Raw genomic sequence first — 20,079 nt, 5'->3', positions numbered from 1 at the left:
CCTTCCTGAGCGGAGTCACCTTCCTGAGTGGGCCGGCGGTCCGTGAGGCCCAAGGGGTGATTGGGAACACGGGTGCGCGGGTAGGGGCGGCTTCCGACCCGTGAGCCGTGGCGTTCCCTGGGAAACGCTCGATGAACCCTGTCCGTATGGAAGTGGAATCGGGCCTTCCGGGGGTGAGCGCTGTCAGTGCCCGCAGGTAGATTCGAAGGTGGCCGGTGTGCCGACCGTGCTCGGACGACACGGAGGACATCGGCCGTTCCCGACGACTGCAGGAGTGATTCGCGTGGATCGTGTCGCGCTGCGCGGCCTCAGGGCCCGTGGGTACCACGGGGTGTTCCCGGGTGAACGCGAGGAGGGCCAGACCTTCGTCGTGGACCTCACGCTCGGGCTGGACACCCGGCCGGCCGCGGCCGACGACGACCTGGCGAAGACCGTGCACTACGGGATCGTGGCGGAGGAGGTCGTCGCCATCGTCGCGGGCGAGCCGGTGAACCTCATCGAGACGCTCGCCGAGCGCATCGCCCAGGCGTGTCTGCGGCACGAGGTGGTCCAGGAGGTCGAGGTCACCGTCCACAAGCCGAACGCGCCGATCACGGTCCCCTTCGACGACACGACCGTCACCATCACCCGGAGCCGAGTATGACCGCGTTCTTCACCGAGGGTCAGAGCGACCCGACCGTACAGCCGGTGCCGGCCTCCGTCGTGCAGAAGGTGGACGAGGCCGACACGACCCTGCACAACCCCCGCCGGGCCGTGATCTCCATCGGCTCGAACCTGGGCAACCGGCTGGAGAACCTCCAGGGCGCCGTCGACGCCCTGGAGGACACTCCGGGTGTCCGCGTCAAGGCCGTGTCTCCGGTGTACGAGACCGAGCCGTGGGGTGTGGCCCCGGGCAGCCAGCCCTCGTACTTCAACGCGGTGGTGGTTCTGAAGACCACCCTGCCGCCCTCCTCGCTGCTGGAGCGGGCCCAGGCGGTGGAGGAGGCCTTCCACCGGGTGCGGGACGAGCGTTGGGGCCCGCGCACATTGGACGTCGACATCGTGTCGTACGCGGACGTCGTCTCCGACGACCCGGTACTGACCCTGCCGCACCCGCGGGCGCACGAGAGGGCCTTCGTCCTCGCGCCGTGGCACGACGTGGAGCCGGAGGCCCAGCTCGTCGGCCGCGGTCCGGTCGCCCTGCTCCTCGACGGCATCACCCGTGAAGGTGTGTCGCCCCGCGCCGACCTGGAACTCCACCTGCCCGAGTAGTCGTTAAGGTCTACCGGGTCGGGACCATCCCCGACGCACCGTCGGGACCACCGGCCGGGCCGACCACCCGGCGCCGTGGGGCCCGGCGTCCGTGGACCATCGGGCTCGTCGAAGGGGCATCGTGAAAGAGCTGCGCATCAGGACGCTGGCCGCGGTGTTCGTGGTGGCGGGGGTGCTGTCCTGGGCCGGCGCCCGGCTGTGGAACTCGGTGGACACCCTGCCGAGCGTCCCGCTGGCCGCCCCCATCGTGCTCGCCCTGATCGCGGCCGTCCTGACGGCCACCGCGCTGTCCCTGCGCAGCCGGCTCAAGGCCCAGCGGGAGCGCCGGCCCGAGGCCAAGGGCGTCGACCCCCTGATGGCGGCCCGCGCGGTCGTCTTCGGCCAGGCCAGCGCCCTCGTCGCGGCCCTCGTCGCCGGGATGTACGGCGGCGTCGGCGTCTTCCTCCTGGAGTACCTGGAGGTCCCGGCCCGTCGTGACCAGGCCATCTACGCCGGCTTCTCCGTCCTCGCGGGCATCGGCGTCATAGTGGCCGCCTTCTTCCTGGAGCGCGTCTGCAAACTCCCGGAGGACGACGACACCAATGGCGGGGCCGCGCGGGCGGTGTAGCGCCGCGCGGGTGCGGGTGGTGCGACCTGCCGCGGGCGGGCCGCACCCTTCACGCGGCGCCGCGCGCCGGGTGTTCCGTGGAGCGCACCGCGTGGGCACAGGGGGCCGGAGTCTTCGTGCGGCGGCGCAGCAGGCGGGGCAGGGCGAGATTCACGAAGCCCTCGGCCTGCATGGCGGCCAGGCCGATGCGGGGGAGGTCGCGGGAGGCGGCGTAGACGACGAAGCGGGGTTCCCAGCGGGGGCGGAACTTGGCGTTGAACTTGTAGAGCGACTCGATCTGGAACCAGCGGGAGAGGAAGACCAGCAGGCCGCGCCAGGCACGCAGGACCGGGCCCGCGCCGATCTTCTCGCCGCGGGCCAGGGCCGAGCGGAACATCGCGAAGTTCAGGGAGACCTGCCGGACGCCCAGGCGGGGGGCCGCCTGGAGGGCCGCCACGATGAGGAGTTCGTTCATGCCGGGATCGGCGGAGCGGTCGCGGCGCATCAGGTCCAGGGAGGCGCCGTCCGGACCCCAGGGCACGAAGTGCAGTACGGCCTTGAGATCGCCGTACGGGCCGGGGAGTTCGTCGGCCTTGTGCGCGGTGGCGATGAGGCAGTCCCCGTCGGCCGGGTCGCCGACGCGGCCGAGCGCCATGGAGAAGCCACGCTCGGTGTCGGTGCCGCGCCAGTCCTCGGCGGCCCGGCGGATCCGGTCCAGCTCGGCCTCACCGAGGTCACGGACGCGCCGTACCCGGGTCTCGTAACCGAGGCGCTCGATGCGCTTCACCATTTGACGCACGTTGCGCATCGCACGTCCGGTGAGGGAGAAATCCGCGACGTCCACCACCGCCTCGTCGCCCAGTTCGAGAGCGTCCAGGCCGGTCTCCCGGGTCCAGACCTCCGCGCCGGTCTCCGAGCAGCCCATGACGGCCGGGGTCCAGGAGTGCGCCTTCGCCTCGTCCATGAAGCGTTCGATCGCGCCGGGCCAGGCCTCGACGTCGCCGATCGGGTCGCCGCTGGCGAGCATCACCCCGGAGACGACGCGGTACGTCACCGCCGCCTTGCCGCTCGGGGAGAAGACGACCGCCTTGTCGCGGCGGAGCGCGAAGTGGCCGAGCGAGTCGCGGCCGCCGTGCTTGTCGAGCAGGGCGCGCAGGTGTATCTCGTCGTCGTCGGTGAGGCGGGCCGCCGGGTGTTCGGGGCGGAAGGCCAGGTAGATGGTGGTGATGGCGGTCAGCAGACCGAGGGCGCCGAGGGAGAAGGCCACTGTCCAGGACGTGGTGTCGGCGTAGTCGACCGGACCCTCGAAGCCGAACAAGCCGTAGATGACGTGCTCGAGCCGGTCGGCGAGGCTCGGGTCGCCGACCATGCGTCCGGGGTGGGCGCTCACGACGATCAGCCCGAGGACGATCGAACCGGCGCCCATCAGCACGAAGTTGGTCAGTGCCCGCCAGCGGCTGGTGGGGTCGGGCAGGGCGCGGAACTCGTCGCGGTGCCGCAGCAGCGGGATGAGCAGCGCGAGCGAGACGAGCACGCCGACGAGCGAGTGACGGTAGGTGAACTGGGCGATCGCCCCGGCCGGGAGCAGGACCACGGCCGCCCGCCAGGCCCGCCGCTTGCGCCGGCGCAGACCGTGGGCGAGGAGCAGCAGCAGGACGCCGACGCTCAGGGAGAGGGCCGCCGCGAACGGGCCGAGCGCACCCGGGAGCACCTCGGCCAGCGCGTGCATACGGCTGTTGCGGAAGCGGGGGAACACCCCCGCGGCGATGTCCACGAGCCCGACGAGTGTGCAGGCCCTGGCGACCAGGGCGGGTACGGCCTCGGGGCGCGGGCCGCGCAGCGCGCCGCGCAGTGCGCCATGCACCGCGCCCCGGCGCGTGCTTTTCAGCTGTCGGTCGGCGCTCGGCGCGAGTCGGTCCGACCGGACCGGAACCCCACCCGACATTTCCCCATCTGTCCTGACAGACATCGCATCCCGTAGTTCCGCGAGAGAGCTTGGATCCGGTGCCTTTTCCGGCATCCGGCGACATTGCGCCCTCTAGGACGGTGCCTTGGCGGGGGAGGTTCACTCTCCATCGGAAAGCTGAACCAAAGGGCAGGGAAAGACAAGGAAAGAAAGGTCGGCGGGGGACAACCCGATGGGTCTTACGAGCAACAAGGTGCTGGCCTTGGCGGTGCTGTCCGCCGTGCTGCTGTTCATCGGCACGGTGTGGCTGTGGCCGCGGTTGGCCCGGCGCGGATGGAAGGCGGTCGGCGGTCGGATCGTCGTACTGCTGGCCACGCAGGTCGCCGTCTTCGTGTCGGTCGGCCTCGCCGCCAACCAGGCCTTCGGGTTCTACGCCAGCTGGGCCGACCTGCTCGGCAGGGAGACCGGGCAGGGCGTGGTCGTCGACCATGACGGGGCCGAGACCGGGGGGCCGTTGCGGGTCGTCGACACCCGGCAGGTGAACGTGGCCGGCGGCGGTCGTCCCACGGTCGGCGGCCAGATCCAGAAGGTCGAGATCGTCGGCCGTACGAGCCGGATCGCGAGCCCGGCGTACGTGTATCTGCCGCCGGAGTACTTCCAGCCCCGGTACCGCACCCGCAGCTTCCCCGCCGCGGTCGTCCTCACCGGCTACCCGGGCACCGCCGAGGCGCTCATCAAGGGTCTCCACTTTCCGCAGACGGCCCACGCGTTGGCCCGGGACGGGAAGGCGCAGCCCATGATCCTGGTCATGATGCGGCCGACCGTGGCGCCGCCGCGCGACACCGAGTGCGTGGACGTCCCGGGCGGGCCGCAGACCGAGACGTTCTTCGCCAGGGATCTGCCGGACGCCGTGGGCCATCACTACAGGGTCGGGAAGAAGCCCGGCAGTTGGGGTGTCATCGGCGACTCGACCGGTGGCTACTGCGCGCTGAAACTCGCCATGCATCACCCTCGGGTGTTCGCCGCCGGCGCGGGTCTCTCGCCGTACTACAAGGCGCCGATCGACCCGACGACCGGTGATCTCTTCCAAGGGAACAAGACGCTGCGGAACGAGGCGGACCTGTTCTGGTATCTGAGGCACCGTCCGGCGCCGGACACCTCTCTGCTGGTCACCAGCAGCAAACAGGGGGAGACCAACTACAAGGCCACGCTGAAGTTCATCGAACAGGTGAAGGAGATGCGGCCGACGCGGATCTCGTCGATCATCCTCGACAGCGGCGGGCACAACTTCAACACGTGGCGCCGGGAGATCCCGGCGACGTTGCAGTGGATCAGCGGGCGGTTGAGCGACCGGTGAAGTCGGCCGGTGAAGCCATCGATGAAGGGGGCGATGAAGGGGTCGGTGAGGAGGTCGGTGAGGAGGTCGGTGAGGAGGTCGGTGAGGGTGGCCGATGACGGGCGGTGCGGCGTCGTGAAGAGCGGGTCGGTCACGGTCCGGCGACGGGGCGGCGACGACTTCGGTAACGGTTCGGCGGCGGGTTCGGCAATTCGTCGAATTCACCGGCGGGGAAAGGGGCGGATGCGGCCAAGGTGTATCCGGATTCAATGGGGTTGATCCAGTGGAGGAGCCGCCGGTGAGCGCATTGGCGCACCGGCGGGGAGGAAGCTTGTGAAGGCTTGTGAGAGGTGAGAGGGGCGGCTGAGTTTTTGCGGCCCGGGGCACCATCATTCGCCTACGCGCGGTAAGTTTCTGGCCATGCCACGTGGACGTCACCGCCATTCACCGCCTCTGCACAGGCTGCTGCCCCCCACGGCGATCGCAGGCGTCTCGCTCGTCTGCGCCCTTGGGCCATGGATGTTCTCCGAGCCGGCGGTGCTCCGGGTCACCGCCGCCGTCGCCGCGGCGACGGCAGCGGTGGGCGCGGCGGTCATGCGCCGTTGGGACGTCGAGGCGGGCAAACGCGTCGCCGACCTCACGCGCGCGCGGGCGAGCGACGAGTGGCGTCACGAGGAGAAGGTCGCCGAACTGGAGACCGACCTCGACGAGTCCCGTGAGCTGCGCACCAAGCTGGAGCACAAGCTCCGCGCCAAGCGCACCGAACTGGCCAACCTCCGCAACGAGCACGCGGCGCTGCTGCGGCGTTATGCCACCGCCGAGACCGAGCGGGCCAGCGCCCTGGAGGGCCGCCGCCTGCTGGAGATCGAGGCGACCGTCCCCGAGGACGCGCGGGCGTTGCCGACGTCCGGTGCGGACGCGGGCGACGGCGACGGTGACGGTGACGGCGACAAGACCACGGCGGCGTCCCGGACCTCGACGGTGCCGCCCCAGGGGGCTCCCTCGCCGGGGGCGCCCTGGGCCTCGTGGGAGACGGCGTCCAAGGCCGCGGCGGCGAGGGTGGCGGAGCAGGGGACGACGGGCGAGGCGGGTGCCGGTGGCGGTGCCGGCTCGGGTGCGGATGCGGAGGCGGAGAAGTCGGTCCTCTCGGTGTTCTCGCCGGCCGGTTCGTCGCTCTTCCTGCGTGCGAACTCTGCGTTGGACCGGATCATCACCCAGCGGGGCTCGGTGCCGAGCGAGAAGGGCGAGGCGGACGACGAGGGCGACGCCGAGCCCGTAGCGGCCGGGGCCGTGGAGGAGAGCACGTCCGAGGACCTCGAGCCCGAGGGCTCCGAGTCCGAGGGCTCCGCTTCTGCTGATGCGGGTGCTGATGAGTCCCTCGGTGGCTCCGCGGACCAGCAGGTCGATGAGTCCGTCGATGAGTCGGCGGGCGGGTCGGTGGATGAGTCGGTGGAGGCGCCTGTCGACGGTCCGACGTCGGCCGAGTCCACCGAGCCCACTCAGTCTGCCGAGTCCTCCGAATCCTCCGAGCCCACTCAGTCTGCCGAGTCCGCCGGTGCGACGGCCAAGGACGAGGGCGAGGGATCGAAGGGTGATTCCCCGAAGGGCCCTTCTCCCAAGGGTGACCCGGACGGGCCGACGGACGGGGGCACTCGGCAAGGACGTTCCGCCGAGGCGGAGGAGGAGCCGGTTCCGGTGCTCACCGCCGAGGAGGGCGACGCGGTGGGGAGGTCGGCGGCGGCCCGGGGGCATGAGCGCGCGGCCGGTGGCCCCGTCCCCGTGGTGGCCGCACCGGTCAGGTCCACGGGGGTGGGGGAGTTGACCCGCGTGGAGCCCGCGGGGCGTGCGGGGCAGGGACAGCAGGCCGAGCCGGCTCCGGCGGCGCCGGCCGCCCTTCCGTCGGCCGGTCACTTCACGGTGCCCACCGCCGTGGCGGTCGTTCCGGCGGCGCCGCAGCGGCGGACGGCCGTGGAGGGAGGGTTCGACTTCTTCGGTACGCAGAAGGCGGCGGACGCCCTGGAGGCCGTGCAGAACGAGGACCTCGCCGACGTGGTCGGTCAGGAGGCCCTCGCGCTCCACAAGGCCGAGTCCGAGGCCCAGTTCAAGCGCGTCGACGAGGCCTCCCGAGGGATCGGCCAGGTCATCGACCTCACCGCGTACGACGAAACAGAACAGATCGACGTACAGGGCCTCCGCACGGCGGCGTCCTAGTCACCGGCCCGCCCCGACCGCGGGCCTCGTGCCGTCCCTTCGGCCGCCCGACCTCTCCCGGCGGGCGGCCCGGGCGACCGTGCCGCCACCCGGCGAGCCCCGGTGGCGCAACGGACCCGCGCGCCCTACACCATCCACCGGTCGGGCAGCGCCTCCCGCCGTCCCGTCCGTGACCGTTCCGCCTGGGCCCGCAGCAGGTCCGCCGCCTCGCCCGCGTCGCGCAGTCGCGCCGTCACGGTCTTGTTGGCGCCGGTGTCGACGTGGACGTCGGCGAGCCCCTTGTACCGCTTCCAGGGCCCCTGCGACAGCCGTACGCTCTGCACCTTCGCATGCGGTACGAGGTCGAGCCGGCGCCGCAGCAGCCCGTGCCGGGCCGCGAAGACCGTGTCGCTGACGGCCAGCCCGTACCCCCGCCACCACCACGGCACGCACCACCGCGCCCGCCCCGGCGGCCGTTCGAGGGCCGTCGCGTCCGGCACGCTCACCCCCGGCAGCACCCGCGCGATGACCGACTCGGCCACCGCACGCGGCGCGACGGGCAGGAGAACGGAGTTGGTCGAGCCCGCCACGTCCAGCTCGACCCGGACCCACCCGCGGCGCCGCCACAGCAGCGGTTCGACGACGCGCACGGTCTGCACGCGGCCGGGCGGGACCGTCTCGTGGGACCGGTCGAGGAGTCCGTGGTCGATGCGGAGCCCGTCGGGGGAGTCGCCGACCGTCCAGTCGTACTCCCCGACGAACCGCCCCACGCTGCTCGCCCCGGCCGCGCCGAGCAGCGGCAGCGCGGTCGCGAGGACGGTCCACACGCTCTCCGTGGCGAACCACAGCACGGACGGCACGACGACCGCGGCCACGAGGGTCCACCAGGTCGCGCCGGTCAGGACGAGGGACATGGCCAGCACGCCCGCCGGCACCCTCAGCAACTGCCGTACGGGCGCCTCGCCGACCTCGTGCGCGGTGTCCGGCGCGAAACCGGCCGCGCGGGCCAGGAGTTCGGCCCGCAGGGCGCCGGCGTGCGCCTCGCCGAGATAGGCCAGCTCGTCCTTCTTGTCGGTGCCGACGACGTCGAGTTTGAGTTTGGCGACGCCCGCGATCCTGGCCAGCAGCGGGCGGGTGACGTCGATGGCCTGAATGCGTTCGAGACGGATGTGGGCGGTGCGGCGGAACACCAGTCCGGTACGGATGCGCAGTTCGCTGTCGGTCACCGCGAAGTGGGTGAACCACCAGGTCAGGAAGCCGTAGAGGGCGGCGGCCGGAACGAACACCGCGAGCCCGATCAGCAGGGTCGTCGTGTCGAGCCGCATCAGCTGCCGCTGCGCGCCGTCCGGATCGTGCACCCCCCACCCGATCAGCACCGCCACCGGTGCCCAGGCGCGCCGCAACGGCGTCACCGGATGCAGCCGATGCTCGACGACCGGTTTCTCCGCCCCCGCGGCGCCGTCCGCCGGTATGGTCTCCGCCCCTGCCGCCCCTGCTGCTCCGTCCCTCCGTACGGCCTCCGCCCCCGCCACGCCGTCCGTCCGTCCGATCTCGTCCCCCACCGTGCCGTCCGCCGGTACCGTGCCGTCCCCCAGCGCGCCGTCCGCGTCCTGTGCCGTCACCGTCACAGCCCTGCCGATCGGGCCTCGCCCAGCTGGGTGAGGTGGTCGCGCAGACGTTCGGCCTCGGCCGGGTCGAGGCCCGGGATACGGGCGTCCGTGGCGGCCGCGGCCGTGTGCAGCTGCACACTCGCCAGGTTGAAGTGCCGCTCGACGGGACCGGAGGTCACCTCGACCAGCTGCATGCGCCCGTACGGCACGACGGTCTCCTCGCGCCAGAGCACACCCCGGCTGATCAACAGGTCGTCGGCCCGTTCGGCGTACCGCCACGACCGCCAGTTGCGGCCCAGCATCGGCCACCCCCAGAGCAGCAGTCCCAGGGGCAGGAGCGCGAACGCCGCCCAGGGCGGCCCCGCCAGCCAGCCCAGCAGGACGGCCGTACCGACGGTGATCGGCACCAGCCACACCACCAGCAACAGCCGCCTCATCCGCAGCAGCCCGGGCGGCAGTCCCGTCCAGACCGGCTCGTCCTCCGCGCGCTCGGCGCCGTCCTCCAAGGTCCCCGTCTCCATTCCGCCAGCGTACGTACGACAGACTGTGTCCATGACTCCCCCGACGGAGACCCGAGAGACGACGGTCGGTATCGGCGGTGCCGCCGAGAGCACGGACATGGTGCTGAACATCGGCCCGCAGCATCCGTCCACGCACGGTGTGCTGCGGCTGCGGCTGGTCCTCGACGGCGAGCGCATCCAGCACGCCGAGCCGGTCATCGGCTATATGCACCGGGGCGCGGAGAAGCTCTTCGAAGCGCGTGACTACCGCCAGATCATCATGCTCGCCAACCGTCACGACTGGCTCTCCGCCTTCTCCAACGAACTCGGCGTCGTCCTCGGTGTCGAACGCATGCTCGGTATGGAGGTCCCCGAGCGGGCGGTCTGGATGCGCACGCTCCTCGCCGAGCTGAACCGGGTCCTGAACCACCTGATGTTCCTCGGCTCGTACCCGCTGGAGCTCGGCGGCATCACCCCGGTCTTCTACGCCTTCCGGGAGCGCGAGGAGCTCCAGAACGTCATGGAGGAGATCTCCGGCGGGCGGATGCACTACATGTTCAACCGGGTGGGCGGTCTGAAGGAGGACCTGCCGGCGGGGTGGACCGCACGCGCGCGTGCGGCCGTCGCCGACGTCCGCTCCCGTATGGACGTCTTCGACGACCTGGTGCTCGGCAACGAGATCTTCCGGGGCCGCACCCGGGACGTGGGCGTCCTCTCCCCTCAGGCCGTGCACGCGTACGGGGTCAGCGGCCCCATCGCCCGCGCCTCCGGCGTCGACTTCGATCTGCGGCGCGACGAGCCGTATCTGGCGTACGGCGAGCTCCAGGACGTCCTTCGGGTCGTCACCCGGGACGAGGGCGACTGCCTCGCCCGCTTCGAGTGCCTGCTGGAGCAGACCCACAACTCCCTCGCCCTCGCCGACGCCTGCCTGGACCGTCTGGCCGACCTCCCGCCCGGTCCCGTGAACCAGCGCCTGCCGAAGGTCCTCAAGGCCCCCGAGGGGCACACCTACGCCTGGACCGAGAACCCCCTCGGCATCAACGGCTACTACCTCGTCAGCAAGGGCGAGAAGACCCCCTACCGCCTCAAACTCCGCTCCGCCTCGTACAACAACATCCAGGCCCTCACGGAACTGCTGCCGGGGACGCTGGTGGCCGACATGGTGGCCATCCTGGGCTCGCTGTTCTTCGTGGTGGGCGACATCGACAAGTAGGGCGGGCCCTGGGCAGGTCCCAGGCCCTTGCCTTAGAGGGTGTCCTGGGCGAGCGGGTCCGGGATCCCGACCGGCTGCAGCAGCCAGCCGAAGTCGCCCAGGCCGCCCGGAGCGGTCAGCTCGGCGGCCTCGCCCGCGCCCGCGAGGGCCCGTACGTACGCCGCCGGGTCGGTGGTCGCCAGGGAGAGCGGTGGACGGCCGCCGGTGACCCCGAGGGCGCGCAGGGCCTCCCGCTGGGTGAGCAGCCGGGCCCCCGGCAGCGCGCACGCGTCCAGTGCCACATGCGCGGTGATGTCGCACGACCCGTCCGGGACCGGCGTCGTCTCCCGTCCGTCCCGGAACCCGGTGAGCGTCCCGAAGGGGGGCCGGGAGCCGGCGAGGTGCGCGTAGTCGACGGCGACGGCGAGCCCCCGCCCGACGCCCGCGACGGCGGCGGCCCACGCCCGGTCCCGGGGCAGCCCGACCTCTGCCCGCAGCCCCTCCCGCGGGGCGAGTGGCCACCACCGGTCCAGCCACTCGGCCTCGGCCCCGCCGACGGGCGCCCCGAGCGCCTCGGCGCCGTCCTCCCGTACGAGCACCAGCCGTGCCACGCCCGCCGCGTCCACCTCGACGACCTCCACGGGCACGTTGTCCAGCCATTCGTTGGCGAACAGCAGCCCCGAGACCCCCTTCGGCGGCTCGGCGACCCACTCGATGCGGTGATCGAGCCCCGGGGGCCGGTCGGCCAGTTCGACGGCGTACGCGCGCGTGCGGGACGACACCTCGGCGGGGAGCGCGTCCACGACCCCGCCCACCAGCTCGCCGTGCCCGGCCCCCAGGTCCACGAAGGCCAGCTCGCCGGGCCGCCCCAACGCCTCGTCCACCCGGCACAGCAGCCGCGCCACGGCGGCCGCGTAGAGGGGCGAGGCGTGCACGGAGGTCCGGAAGTGCCCGGCGGGCCCTTCCGGACGCAGGTAGAAGCCGTGGGGCCCGTAGAGGGCCTCCTGGGCCGCGGTGAGCCAGGAGCGCGTCATCACGTCAGGCTAAGCGGAACGGCTAACGCCGCCTCCACCTTGGGGAGTACATGCCCCAGTCATGGATCGGCCCTCCGGTTGACCCGTGCACACCGCCCGCTTCCCTACGCTGGGTTACGTGCAGCGCCTCTATGACTTCCTCCGCCGACACCCGACATGGGTCGACAGCTTCTGGGCCGTCGTCCTGCTCGGGGTGACCCTGGCCGGCGGAGCGATCGACCCGGACTACGCGAGCGACATGAACGAGACCGCGTTCGTGGTGATCACGCTCGTGCTCTGTCTGTCGATCGCCCTGCGGCGCCGTATGCCCGAGAAGATGCTGATGCTGGCCGCCGCGGCGGGCATCGCGCAGCTGATCCTCGACGTGCCGAGAATCCCGGCCGACTTCGCGATGCTCGTGGTCATCTACACGGTCGCGGCGAACGGCGCCCGCTGGGCCTCCTGGTTCGCCCTGGGCGGCGGCCTGTGCGCGGCGTCGCTGGGACAGCTGCGCTGGACCGAGGACGACACGAGCACGATGGGCAACGCGGTGCTCGCGCTGTTCCTGACCGTGCCCTTCGCCCTGGCCTGGGTGCTCGGCGACTCGTTGCGCACCCGTCGCGCGTACTTCGCGCAGCTGGAGGAGCGCGCGGCCCGCCTGGAGAAGGAGCGCGAGGCGCAGGCCAAGGTCGCGGTCGCCGCCGAGCGCGCCCGGATCGCCCGTGAACTGCACGACGTGGTCGCGCACAACGTGTCCGTGATGGTCGTCCAGGCCGACGGTGCCGCGTACGTCCTCGACGCGGCCCCGGACCAGGCGAAGAAGGCCCTGGAGACGATCTCCTCCACCGGCCGGCAGGCGCTCGCCGAGATGCGTCGCCTGCTGGGCGTGCTGCGTACCGGTGAGCACAAGGAGGTCGGCGAGTACGTCCCGCAGCCCGACGTCGACCAGATCGACGACCTGGTCGAACAGTGCCGGGTGGCCGGACTGCCCGTCGACTTCAAGATCGAGGGCACCCCGCGTCCGCTGCCCAGCGGGGTGGAGCTGACGGCGTACCGCATCGTCCAGGAGGCCCTCACCAACACCCGCAAACACGGCGGACCGAACGCCGGTGCGAGTGTCCGGCTGGTCTACTTCGACGACGGCCTCGGTCTGCTCGTCGAGGACGACGGCAAGGGCGCGCCCCACGAGCTGTACGAGGAGGGCGGCGTCGACGGCCAGGGGCACGGCCTCATCGGGATGCGTGAGCGCGTCGGTATGGTCGGCGGCACGCTGGACGCGGGCCCCCGCCCCGGCGGCGGCTTCCGGATCAGCGCCCTGCTGCCCCTGAAACCCGCGCACTGACACGGTCGTGCCGGCGACTGACACCTGTGGACGCCGACATCCGGCCTGTGACATCCGATCTGTGACACCTGACCTGTGACATCCGAACTTGTGTATCTGACATCCGACATCTGATCTGTGGACGGAAGAGGACCCGATGGCGATCCGCGTAATGCTCGTCGACGACCAGGTGCTGCTGCGCACCGGGTTCCGGATGGTGCTGGCGGCCCAGCCGGACATGGAGGTCGTGGCGGAGGCGGGCGACGGCGTCGAGGCCCTCCAGGTCGTACGGTCGACCGAGGTGGACGTGGTCCTCATGGACGTCCGGATGCCCAAGCTGGACGGGGTCGAGGCCACCCGCCGTATCTGCGCGGAGCCCGACCCGCCCAAGGTGCTCATCCTGACGACCTTCGATCTCGACGAGTACGCCTTCTCCGGGCTGAAGGCGGGCGCCTCCGGCTTCATGCTCAAGGACGTGCCGCCCGGCGAACTGCTCGCCGCGATCCGTGCCGTGCACAGCGGCGACGCCGTCGTCGCGCCCTCCACCACGCGGCGCCTGCTAGACCGGTTCGCCCCGATGCTCCCGAGCACCGGCACGGAACCCAAGCACAAGGAGCTGGAGCGCCTCACGGAACGCGAGCGCGAGGTCATGATCCTCGTCGCCCAGGGCCTCTCCAACGGCGAGATCGCCGCCCGCCTCGTCCTCTCCGAGGCCACGGTGAAGACCCACGTCGGCCGCATCCTCACCAAGCTGGGCCTACGGGACCGCGTCCAGGTGGTCGTCCTGGCGTACGAGACCGGGCTGGTGCGGGCGGGCGGGCACGGCTGAGGCAGGCGGGCACGGCTGAGGTGGTCCGCGTGCGCCGAGGCGGTCGGCGTACGGCACGACCGGCTCGGCCGGTCACCTGAGCAGCCCCTCCAGGAAGTCGCTCCCCAGCCGGGCCACCACCGCCACGTCCAGCTGGTGGAGCACGTACCGGCCCCGGCGGCGCGTCGTCAGGAGGCCCGCCTTCTTGAGGACGGCCAGGTGCCGGGATATCTCCGGCGGGGTCATCCCCAGCATCTGGGCCAGCTCTCCCGTGGTGTTCGCGCTGCGGGCCAGATTGCGGCACAGGCGCATACGGACGGGGTGGGCCAGCGCCGTCATGCGCAGGGCGAGCTGCTCGACCGTGAGCGGGGCGGCGGGCTCGGCCGCGCTCACGGGGTACTGGATCACCGGCTGCCAGCCGAACCGGTGCAGGACGGTGAGATGGGGCCGGCCCAGGCTGGTCGGCACGAGCAGCAGGCCGCCGTCACCCGTGTGCGTACGGCCCTCGATCAGCTTGTCCACCACGATCCGCCCCGCCGCCCCGCCCACGCCGTCCAGGGTCAGTGAGGGCGACACGGCACCCAACGCCTCGGCGAGCCCCTTGTGCCGCAGCAGCTCGCTCTTGTGGCGGGCGTCCGAAGCGAGCGGGTGGCACAGCCGCGACCAGGTCTCCGCGAAGAAGGCTGCGTCGCAGTCCTCCAGGAACTGCCGCAGCCAGGCCCGCACACCGGGCGGGTCCGCCAGCAGCCGCCGGGCGAACCGCAGTTGCCGCGGCCCGCGCGCGGCCGCCAGCTCCAGGGCGCGGCGCCGCATCTCCGCATCGGCCAGCGGGCCGGGCCGCCGCGAGTCGTACGCGTATCCGGGGGAGCAGACGAACTCCAGCCCGGCGTCCACGAACTGGTCGTCCGTCAGTTTGTCCAGCAGATCGAGGTCGTCGGCGAGCGTCGCGCCCGGGAGGGTGTCCCGGCCGGGGATCCCGGCGAAGGGCATGAACAGGTCCGAGAACGACGTACGCCACAGGAAGTCCGCCTCGGACATCCGGTCGGCGAGATGCGCGTCGAGCCGGGCGGTCACCCCCGTCACCCAGCCCTGGAGCCCCGGGTGGTGGCCGGGCTCCGACAGCACGTGCAGCGCCATGCCGAGCTCGGCCAGCGGCGAGGGCGCGACGGCCACCTTCTCCCGCCGCAGCCCGGTGATGTCGATGCGCACACTCATGGCCCCATGGTCCCCCCGACCACTGACACCGCCCCCGCCACCACCGACGTCACCCGGCCCCCCTCCCGTCCGGCGGGCCCTATTCGCGGGCCACCTTCTCCACCAGGCCCACGAAGTCCGCCACGGCCCCGTGGACGTCGTCCGCCGTCCACTCCAGCGCCGCGGCCCGCACCTCGATCTCGGTGACGGCCAGTCCCGGCCCGCCCCGGTCCCACGCGCGGGCGAAGAGCAGCGCGCCGGTCTGCTCGCCCTGCCGGACCGCGGCCTCCGCGGCCACGTCGACCTCGTACGGCAGCCAGACCTGGAACTCGTGGGTGTGGGGCTCCTCGGGGTGTACCCGGGCCCAGGGCACCCCCGCCGCGGCGAACCCCTCGCGCAGCGCGGCGGCGACCACGCGCGCGTGGCGGACGTACTCCGGCAGCCGGGGCAACTCGCGCTCCAGGCCGACGAGGGCCGACAGGGCGGTGGGGAACTGCTGGAAGAGCTGCCCGCCGTACCGGTGCCGCCAGGCCTTCGCCTCGTCGATCAGCGCGGCGGGGCCGGCGATCGCGGCGCCGCCGTAGGCGCCCAGCGACTTGTAGTACGACACGTAGACGCTGTCGGCGAGGGCCGCGATCTCGTCGACGGGGCGGCCGAAGTGAGCGGTGGACTCCCACAGCCGGGCCCCGTCGAAGTGGACCACCGCCTCCCGCCCGCGTGCCGCCCCGGTGACCTCCTCCAGCTCCTCCCAGGAGGGGAGCAGGAAGCCGGCCTCCCTGAGGGGCAGTTCGAGCATCAGCGCCCCGAAGGGCTCGTCGAGACCGCGTACCTCCTCGGCGGTCGGCTGCCTCGGCTCGCTCGTCAGCCGCACCGGACGCAACCCGCTGACCTGGCTGAACGCATGCCGCTCGTACATCTCGGGGTGGGAGAGGGCGTGCAGGGCGACGGCCGGGTTCCCGGTGCGGGCCGCCCAGCAGCGCAGCGCCACCTGCTGGGCCATCGTGCCGGTCGGGAAGAACGCGGCCGCCTCCGTGCCGAGCACCGCGGCGGTCCGCTCCTCCAGCGTCTCGACGACCCCGTTGCCGTACATGTCGGCGGTCCGGTCCAGGTCGTACACGTCCCCGGCCGCGTCCAGCAGCGCCAGGCGCTCCCGCACCGTCGCCAGCGCACTCGTCCGGGCCAGCACCCGCTCGGCCGCCCGATGGGCGACCTGCCGCCGCTCGTACCGCTTCAACGCCGCTTCGCTCATCCTGGGATCATCCCCTCGGGCCGTCCGGCCCGGCACCCGGATTTCGAGCCGAACCGTCCTCGCGTCCGGGCCCGCGAACACGACCTGCGGAAACGGCCCGCGACCGCCCACAGCCTGTGGACAACCGAACGCCGCCCGAACCAATCGCGTTAACATGACGAGAAATCGTCCGGTACCCAGAGCGGACTGGAACGGGAAGGCCACCACCGAGTGAGTACATTCCAGCAACCAGAGCCGAAGGACCGCCCCGCGCGGCTCGCCGTCGGTGTCGTCGGCGCCGGTCGGGTCGGCCCCGCGCTGGCGGCGTCGCTCCAGCTGGCGGGTCACCGGCCGGTGGCCGTGTCCGGTGTCTCCGACGCCTCCCGGCGGCGGGCGGCCGAGCTGCTGCCCGACGTCCCGCTGATGTCCCCCGCCGATGTGCTGGGCCACGCCGACCTGGTCCTGCTGACCGTCCCCGACGACGCCCTGCCGGGGCTGGTCGAGGGCCTCGCCGAGACCGGATCCGTACGGCCGGGGCAACTCCTCGTGCACACCTCGGGGCGGTACGGCGCGAAGGTGCTGGACCCGGCGCTGCGGGCCGGGGCCCTGCCACTGGCGCTGCACCCCGCGATGACGTTCACGGGGACCGCGGTGGACGTGCAGCGGCTCGCCGGGTGCTCCTTCGGGGTCACGGCCCCGGACGAGCTGCGGATGGCCGCCGAGGCGCTGGTGATCGAGATGGGCGGCGAGCCCGAGTGGATCGCCGAGGAGAACCGCCCGCTCTACCACGCGGCCCTCGCCCTGGGCGCCAACCACCTGGTGACCCTGGTCGCCCAGTCCATGGAGCTGCTGCGCACGGCCGGGGTCACCGCCCCCGACCGCATGCTCGGCCCGCTGCTCGGCGCCGCCCTGGACAACGCCCTCAGGTCCGGCGACGCGGCCCTCACCGGCCCCGTCGCGCGCGGGGACGCGGGCACGGTCGCCGCCCACGTCGCCGAGCTGCGGGCGCACGCCCCGGCGACCGTCGCCGGATATCTGGCGATGGCCCGCGCGACCGCCGACCGGGCCCTCGCCCACGGCCTGCTGAAGCCGGAGCTGGCCGAGGACCTGCTCGGGGTGCTCGCGGGCGACCCGGACCGCACCGCCGGAGCGGGCGGAACCGACGGGACCGAAGGGGACGCCCTATGACGATCACCGTGCTGCGCACCGCCGACGAACTGCACGCACGCGCGCGTGCGGGACGCCGCGCCGTCGTGATGACCATGGGCGCCCTGCACGAGGGGCACGCCACCCTGATCCGCGCCGCGCGCGAGATCGCCGGCGGCACGGGCGAGGTCGTCGTGACCGTCTTCGTCAACCCCCTCCAGTTCGGCGCCGGCGAGGACCTCGACCGTTACCCGCGCACCCTGGACGCCGACGCCAAGCTCGCCGAACAGTCGGGCGCAGACGTGGTGTTCGCCCCGTCCGTGGAGGAGGTCTACCCGGGCGGCGAACCCCAGGTCCGGATCACCGCCGGCCCCATGGGGGAACGCCTGGAGGGCGCCTCCCGCCCCGGGCACTTCGACGGCATGCTCACCGTCGTCGCCAAGCTGCTCCACCTCACCCGCCCCGACGTGGCGCTCTACGGCCAGAAGGACGCCCAGCAGCTCGCCCTGATCCGCCGCATGGTCCGCGACCTGAACTTCGGCGTGGAGATCGTGGGCGTCCCGACGGTCCGCGAGGCCGACGGCCTGGCCCTGTCCAGCCGCAACCGGTACCTGTCCACCGAGGAGCGCCGCACCGCCCTGGCGCTCTCCCAGGCCCTGTTCGCCGGCCGCGACCGGCACGCCGCGCAGGAGGCGCTGCGCGCCCGCGCCCGCGAGGTGCCCGCCACGCGCGCGCGTGCCGAGGCCCTGAGCGCGATCGGCGAGTCCCGCGCGGCCGCCGACGCGCACGCCATGGCCAAGGCGGCCCCCGGCGGCCCGGCCGCCGTCCGCGCCGCCGCCCGGCTGGTCCTCGACGAGGCCCTGCGCATGAAGCCGCCGATCGCCCTGGACTACCTGGCCCTGGTCGACCCGTCCGACTTCACCGACATCCCCGACGACTTCACCGGCGAAGCCGTCCTCGCCGTCGCGGCCCGGGTGGGGACGACCCGGCTGATCGACAACATCCCCCTGACCTTCGGAGCCGCCTCGTGACCAGCACAGGCATACGCCCGCCCGTCGCCCACCACCACCCTCGAACGGGAGCGCTTCGCGCTCGCCCCCACCTACCTGCGCCCGCACCGGGCTGGTCCATCGACGCCGACGTCGTGGTCGTCGGTTCGGGCGTGGCCGGCCTCACCGCCGCGCTGCGCTGCGAGGCCGCCGGCCTGCGCACGGTCGTCGTCACCAAGGCCCGCCTCGACGACGGCTCCACCCGATGGGCCCAGGGCGGCATCGCCGCGGCCCTCGGCGAGGGCGACACCCCCGAACAGCACCAGGACGACACCCTGGTGGCCGGCGCGGGCCTGTGCGACGAGGAGGCCGTACGGCTCCTCGTCACCGAGGGACCCGACGCCGTACGCCGGCTGATCGCGACCGGCGCCCACTTCGACGAGTCGGAGGAGGGCGGCCTGGAGCTGACCCGCGAGGGCGGCCACCACCGCCGTCGCATCGCCCACGCGGGCGGCGACGCCACCGGCGCGGAGATCTCCCGGGCTCTCGTCGAGGCCGTGCGCGCGCGTGGCGTGCGGACCGTGGAGAACGCGCTCGTCCTGGACCTGCTGACGGACGCCGACGGCCGCACCGCCGGAGTCACCCTGCACGTCATGGGCGAGGGCCAGCACGACGGCGTGGGAGCCGTGCACGCCCCCGCGGTCGTCCTCGCGACGGGCGGTATGGGCCAGGTCTTCTCGGCGACCACCAACCCGTCGGTGTCGACGGGCGACGGTGTGGCCCTCGCCCTGCGCGCGGGCGCGGAGGTCTCCGACCTCGAATTCGTGCAGTTCCACCCGACCGTGCTGTTCCTCGGCGCGGACGCGGAGGGCCAGCAGCCCCTGGTCTCCGAGGCCGTGCGCGGCGAGGGCGCCCACCTGGTCGACGCCGACGGCACCCGCTTCATGGTCGGCCAGCACGAACTGGCCGAGCTGGCGCCCCGGGACATCGTCGCCAAGGGCATCATGCGCCGCATGCAGGAGCAGGGCGCCGAGCACATGTATCTGGACGCCCGGCACTTCGGCGCGCACATGTGGGAGCACCGCTTCCCGACGATCCTCGCCGCCTGCCGCGCCCACGGCCTCGACCCGGTCACCGAGCCCATCCCGGTCGCCCCGGCCGCCCACTACGCCTCCGGCGGCGTCCGCACCGACTCCCACGGCCGCACCACCGTGCCCGGCCTGTACGCCTGCGGCGAGGTCGCCTGCACCGGGGTCCACGGCGCCAACCGGCTCGCCTCCAACTCCCTCCTGGAGGGCCTGGTCTACGCCGAGCGCATCGTCGCCGACATCGCCGCGGCCCACGCCGAGAACGGCCTCCACGCGCGCGTGCCCCAGCCCGTCCCGCACGCGGAACAGCCCGCGCACCCGCTGCTCGCCCCGGAGATACGGTTCGCGATCCAGCGGACCATGACCGAGGGCGCCGGCGTACTGCGCTCCGAGGCGTCCCTGGCCACCGCCGCGGCCGCCCTGGACCGGCTGCACGCCCAGGCCCGCGACGCCCTCGCCGAGAACGGCAAGACGGCCGAGCCCGGCGTCGACACCTGGGAGACCACCAACCTCCTGTGCGTGGCCCGCGTCCTGGTCGCCGCCGCCCGGCTGCGCGAGGAGACCCGCGGCTGCCACTGGCGCGAGGACCGCGCCGAGCGCGACGACACCGCCTGGCGCCGCCACATCGTCGTACGGCTGAATCCGGACCGGACGCTCGCCGTACACACCACGGATACCGCAGACTTCCCCCCGACCCGGCAGCACCAGCAGGAGCAGTGAC

The 20,079-nt window shown here is 72.8% G+C and carries 17 protein-coding genes; 11 read left to right on the top strand and 6 right to left on the bottom strand.

Translation table 11 applies throughout. The features are described from left to right. Positions 1 to 283: 283 nt before the first annotated feature. The 3 genes from folB to K1J60_RS18740 all read left to right on the top strand — a co-directional run bounded on the left by folB (position 284) and on the right by K1J60_RS18740 (position 1,858). Complete coding sequence (gene folB / locus K1J60_RS18750; protein ID WP_220647208.1) at positions 284 to 643, top strand: dihydroneopterin aldolase; 360 nt, start codon at positions 284 to 286, stop codon at positions 641 to 643. Beyond that, positions 640 to 1,251: a 2-amino-4-hydroxy-6-hydroxymethyldihydropteridine diphosphokinase gene (folK, locus tag K1J60_RS18745; protein WP_220647207.1), complete on the top strand. Its 612-nt coding sequence runs from the start codon at positions 640 to 642 to the stop codon at positions 1,249 to 1,251. Before folB ends, folK begins: the two co-directional genes overlap by 4 nt. Positions 1,252 to 1,372: 121 nt before the next feature. Further along, entirely contained in the window at positions 1,373 to 1,858 is a 486-nt protein-coding gene (locus tag K1J60_RS18740) for a DUF3180 domain-containing protein (RefSeq protein ID WP_220647206.1), read from the top strand. A 49-nt stretch (positions 1,859 to 1,907) separates the two neighbouring features. Here the strand turns inward: K1J60_RS18740 and K1J60_RS18735 are convergent, their stop codons facing one another. Further along, complete coding sequence (locus K1J60_RS18735) at positions 1,908 to 3,782, bottom strand: phosphatidylglycerol lysyltransferase domain-containing protein (protein WP_220647205.1); 1,875 nt, start codon at positions 3,780 to 3,782, stop codon at positions 1,908 to 1,910. A gap of 193 nt (positions 3,783 to 3,975) precedes the next feature. On the opposite strand from K1J60_RS18735, the gene K1J60_RS18730 reads away from it, so the two are divergent. Continuing rightward, positions 3,976 to 5,100 (top strand): alpha/beta hydrolase, encoded by a 1,125-nt coding sequence (locus tag K1J60_RS18730; protein WP_220647204.1) that lies wholly within the window; start codon positions 3,976 to 3,978, stop codon positions 5,098 to 5,100. Positions 5,101 to 5,499: 399 nt separating this feature from the next. Beyond that, entirely contained in the window at positions 5,500 to 7,290 is a 1,791-nt protein-coding gene (locus K1J60_RS18725; RefSeq protein ID WP_398683251.1) for a hypothetical protein, read from the top strand. 125 nt (positions 7,291 to 7,415) lie between these two features. Here the strand turns inward: K1J60_RS18725 and K1J60_RS18720 are convergent, their stop codons facing one another. Then, positions 7,416 to 8,741 carry a PH domain-containing protein gene (locus tag K1J60_RS18720; protein ID WP_220651538.1) on the bottom strand — a complete coding sequence of 442 codons (1,326 nt, stop codon included), beginning with the start codon at positions 8,739 to 8,741 and terminating at the stop codon, positions 7,416 to 7,418. A gap of 152 nt (positions 8,742 to 8,893) precedes the next feature. Further along, on the bottom strand, positions 8,894 to 9,400 hold the full coding sequence (locus tag K1J60_RS18715; protein ID WP_220647203.1) for a PH domain-containing protein: 507 nt from the start codon (positions 9,398 to 9,400) through the stop codon (positions 8,894 to 8,896). A gap of 31 nt (positions 9,401 to 9,431) precedes the next feature. On the opposite strand from K1J60_RS18715, the gene K1J60_RS18710 reads away from it, so the two are divergent. Further along, positions 9,432 to 10,592: an NADH-quinone oxidoreductase subunit D gene (locus K1J60_RS18710; protein ID WP_033524709.1), complete on the top strand. Its 1,161-nt coding sequence runs from the start codon at positions 9,432 to 9,434 to the stop codon at positions 10,590 to 10,592. Positions 10,593 to 10,624: 32 nt separating this feature from the next. Here the strand turns inward: K1J60_RS18710 and K1J60_RS18705 are convergent, their stop codons facing one another. Further along, entirely contained in the window at positions 10,625 to 11,605 is a 981-nt protein-coding gene (locus K1J60_RS18705) for an SAM-dependent methyltransferase (RefSeq protein WP_220647202.1), read from the bottom strand. Positions 11,606 to 11,723: 118 nt separating this feature from the next. Here K1J60_RS18705 and K1J60_RS18700 point away from each other — a divergent pair, with 118 nt between their 5' ends. Further along, positions 11,724 to 12,926, top strand: coding sequence for a sensor histidine kinase (locus K1J60_RS18700; RefSeq protein WP_220647201.1), 1,203 nt, complete (start codon positions 11,724 to 11,726; stop codon positions 12,924 to 12,926). A 136-nt stretch (positions 12,927 to 13,062) separates the two neighbouring features. Then, positions 13,063 to 13,734 carry a response regulator transcription factor gene (locus K1J60_RS18695; RefSeq protein WP_033524712.1) on the top strand — a complete coding sequence of 224 codons (672 nt, stop codon included), beginning with the start codon at positions 13,063 to 13,065 and terminating at the stop codon, positions 13,732 to 13,734. Between the two features lie 72 nt (positions 13,735 to 13,806). Here K1J60_RS18695 and K1J60_RS18690 read toward each other — a convergent pair whose 3' ends face one another. Further along, on the bottom strand, positions 13,807 to 14,928 hold the full coding sequence (locus K1J60_RS18690) for a DUF5937 family protein (RefSeq protein WP_220647200.1): 1,122 nt from the start codon (positions 14,926 to 14,928) through the stop codon (positions 13,807 to 13,809). Positions 14,929 to 15,007: 79 nt separating this feature from the next. Continuing rightward, the gene (locus K1J60_RS18685) at positions 15,008 to 16,156 is read right to left on the bottom strand and encodes a threonine aldolase family protein (RefSeq protein WP_220647199.1); all 1,149 of its coding nucleotides are present in this window, start codon (positions 16,154 to 16,156) and stop codon (positions 15,008 to 15,010) included. Positions 16,157 to 16,366: 210 nt separating this feature from the next. Here K1J60_RS18685 and K1J60_RS18680 point away from each other — a divergent pair, with 210 nt between their 5' ends. From K1J60_RS18680 to K1J60_RS18670, 3 genes are read left to right on the top strand one after another with little or no spacing between them, the layout of a single operon-like run. After that, positions 16,367 to 17,323 (top strand): Rossmann-like and DUF2520 domain-containing protein, encoded by a 957-nt coding sequence (locus K1J60_RS18680; RefSeq protein ID WP_220647198.1) that lies wholly within the window; start codon positions 16,367 to 16,369, stop codon positions 17,321 to 17,323. Continuing rightward, positions 17,320 to 18,312, top strand: a complete 993-nt coding sequence (panC, locus tag K1J60_RS18675; RefSeq protein WP_220647197.1) for a pantoate--beta-alanine ligase — start codon at positions 17,320 to 17,322, stop codon at positions 18,310 to 18,312. Before K1J60_RS18680 ends, panC begins: the two co-directional genes overlap by 4 nt. Continuing rightward, complete coding sequence (locus K1J60_RS18670) at positions 18,309 to 20,078, top strand: L-aspartate oxidase (RefSeq protein WP_220647196.1); 1,770 nt, start codon at positions 18,309 to 18,311, stop codon at positions 20,076 to 20,078. Before panC ends, K1J60_RS18670 begins: the two co-directional genes overlap by 4 nt. The last annotated feature ends 1 nt before the right edge of the window (position 20,079 follow it).

This window comes from Streptomyces akebiae (assembly GCF_019599145.1).
In the GTDB taxonomy this organism is placed as follows: Bacteria; Actinomycetota; Actinomycetes; order Streptomycetales; family Streptomycetaceae; genus Streptomyces; species Streptomyces akebiae.
This window is presented reverse-complemented; position numbering and strand designations above follow the sequence as displayed.

Excerpts from the sequence above, each read along its gene's own strand:
- K1J60_RS18710 (WP_033524709.1), top strand. The coding sequence starts at position 9,432 with ATGACTCCCCCGACGGAGACCCGAGAGACGACGGTCGGTATCGGCGGT.
- K1J60_RS18725 (WP_398683251.1), top strand. The coding sequence starts at position 5,500 with ATGCCACGTGGACGTCACCGCCATTCACCGCCTCTGCACAGGCTGCTG.
- K1J60_RS18730 (WP_220647204.1), top strand. The coding sequence starts at position 3,976 with ATGGGTCTTACGAGCAACAAGGTGCTGGCCTTGGCGGTGCTGTCCGCC.
- K1J60_RS18685 (WP_220647199.1), bottom strand. The coding sequence starts at position 16,156 with ATGAGCGAAGCGGCGTTGAAGCGGTACGAGCGGCGGCAGGTCGCCCAT.
- K1J60_RS18705 (WP_220647202.1), bottom strand. The coding sequence starts at position 11,605 with ATGACGCGCTCCTGGCTCACCGCGGCCCAGGAGGCCCTCTACGGGCCC.
- K1J60_RS18690 (WP_220647200.1), bottom strand. The coding sequence starts at position 14,928 with ATGAGTGTGCGCATCGACATCACCGGGCTGCGGCGGGAGAAGGTGGCC.
- panC (WP_220647197.1), top strand. The coding sequence starts at position 17,320 with ATGACGATCACCGTGCTGCGCACCGCCGACGAACTGCACGCACGCGCG.
- K1J60_RS18715 (WP_220647203.1), bottom strand. The coding sequence starts at position 9,400 with ATGGAGACGGGGACCTTGGAGGACGGCGCCGAGCGCGCGGAGGACGAG.
- K1J60_RS18735 (WP_220647205.1), bottom strand. The coding sequence starts at position 3,782 with ATGTCGGGTGGGGTTCCGGTCCGGTCGGACCGACTCGCGCCGAGCGCC.
- folK (WP_220647207.1), top strand. The coding sequence starts at position 640 with ATGACCGCGTTCTTCACCGAGGGTCAGAGCGACCCGACCGTACAGCCG.
- K1J60_RS18695 (WP_033524712.1), top strand. The coding sequence starts at position 13,063 with ATGGCGATCCGCGTAATGCTCGTCGACGACCAGGTGCTGCTGCGCACC.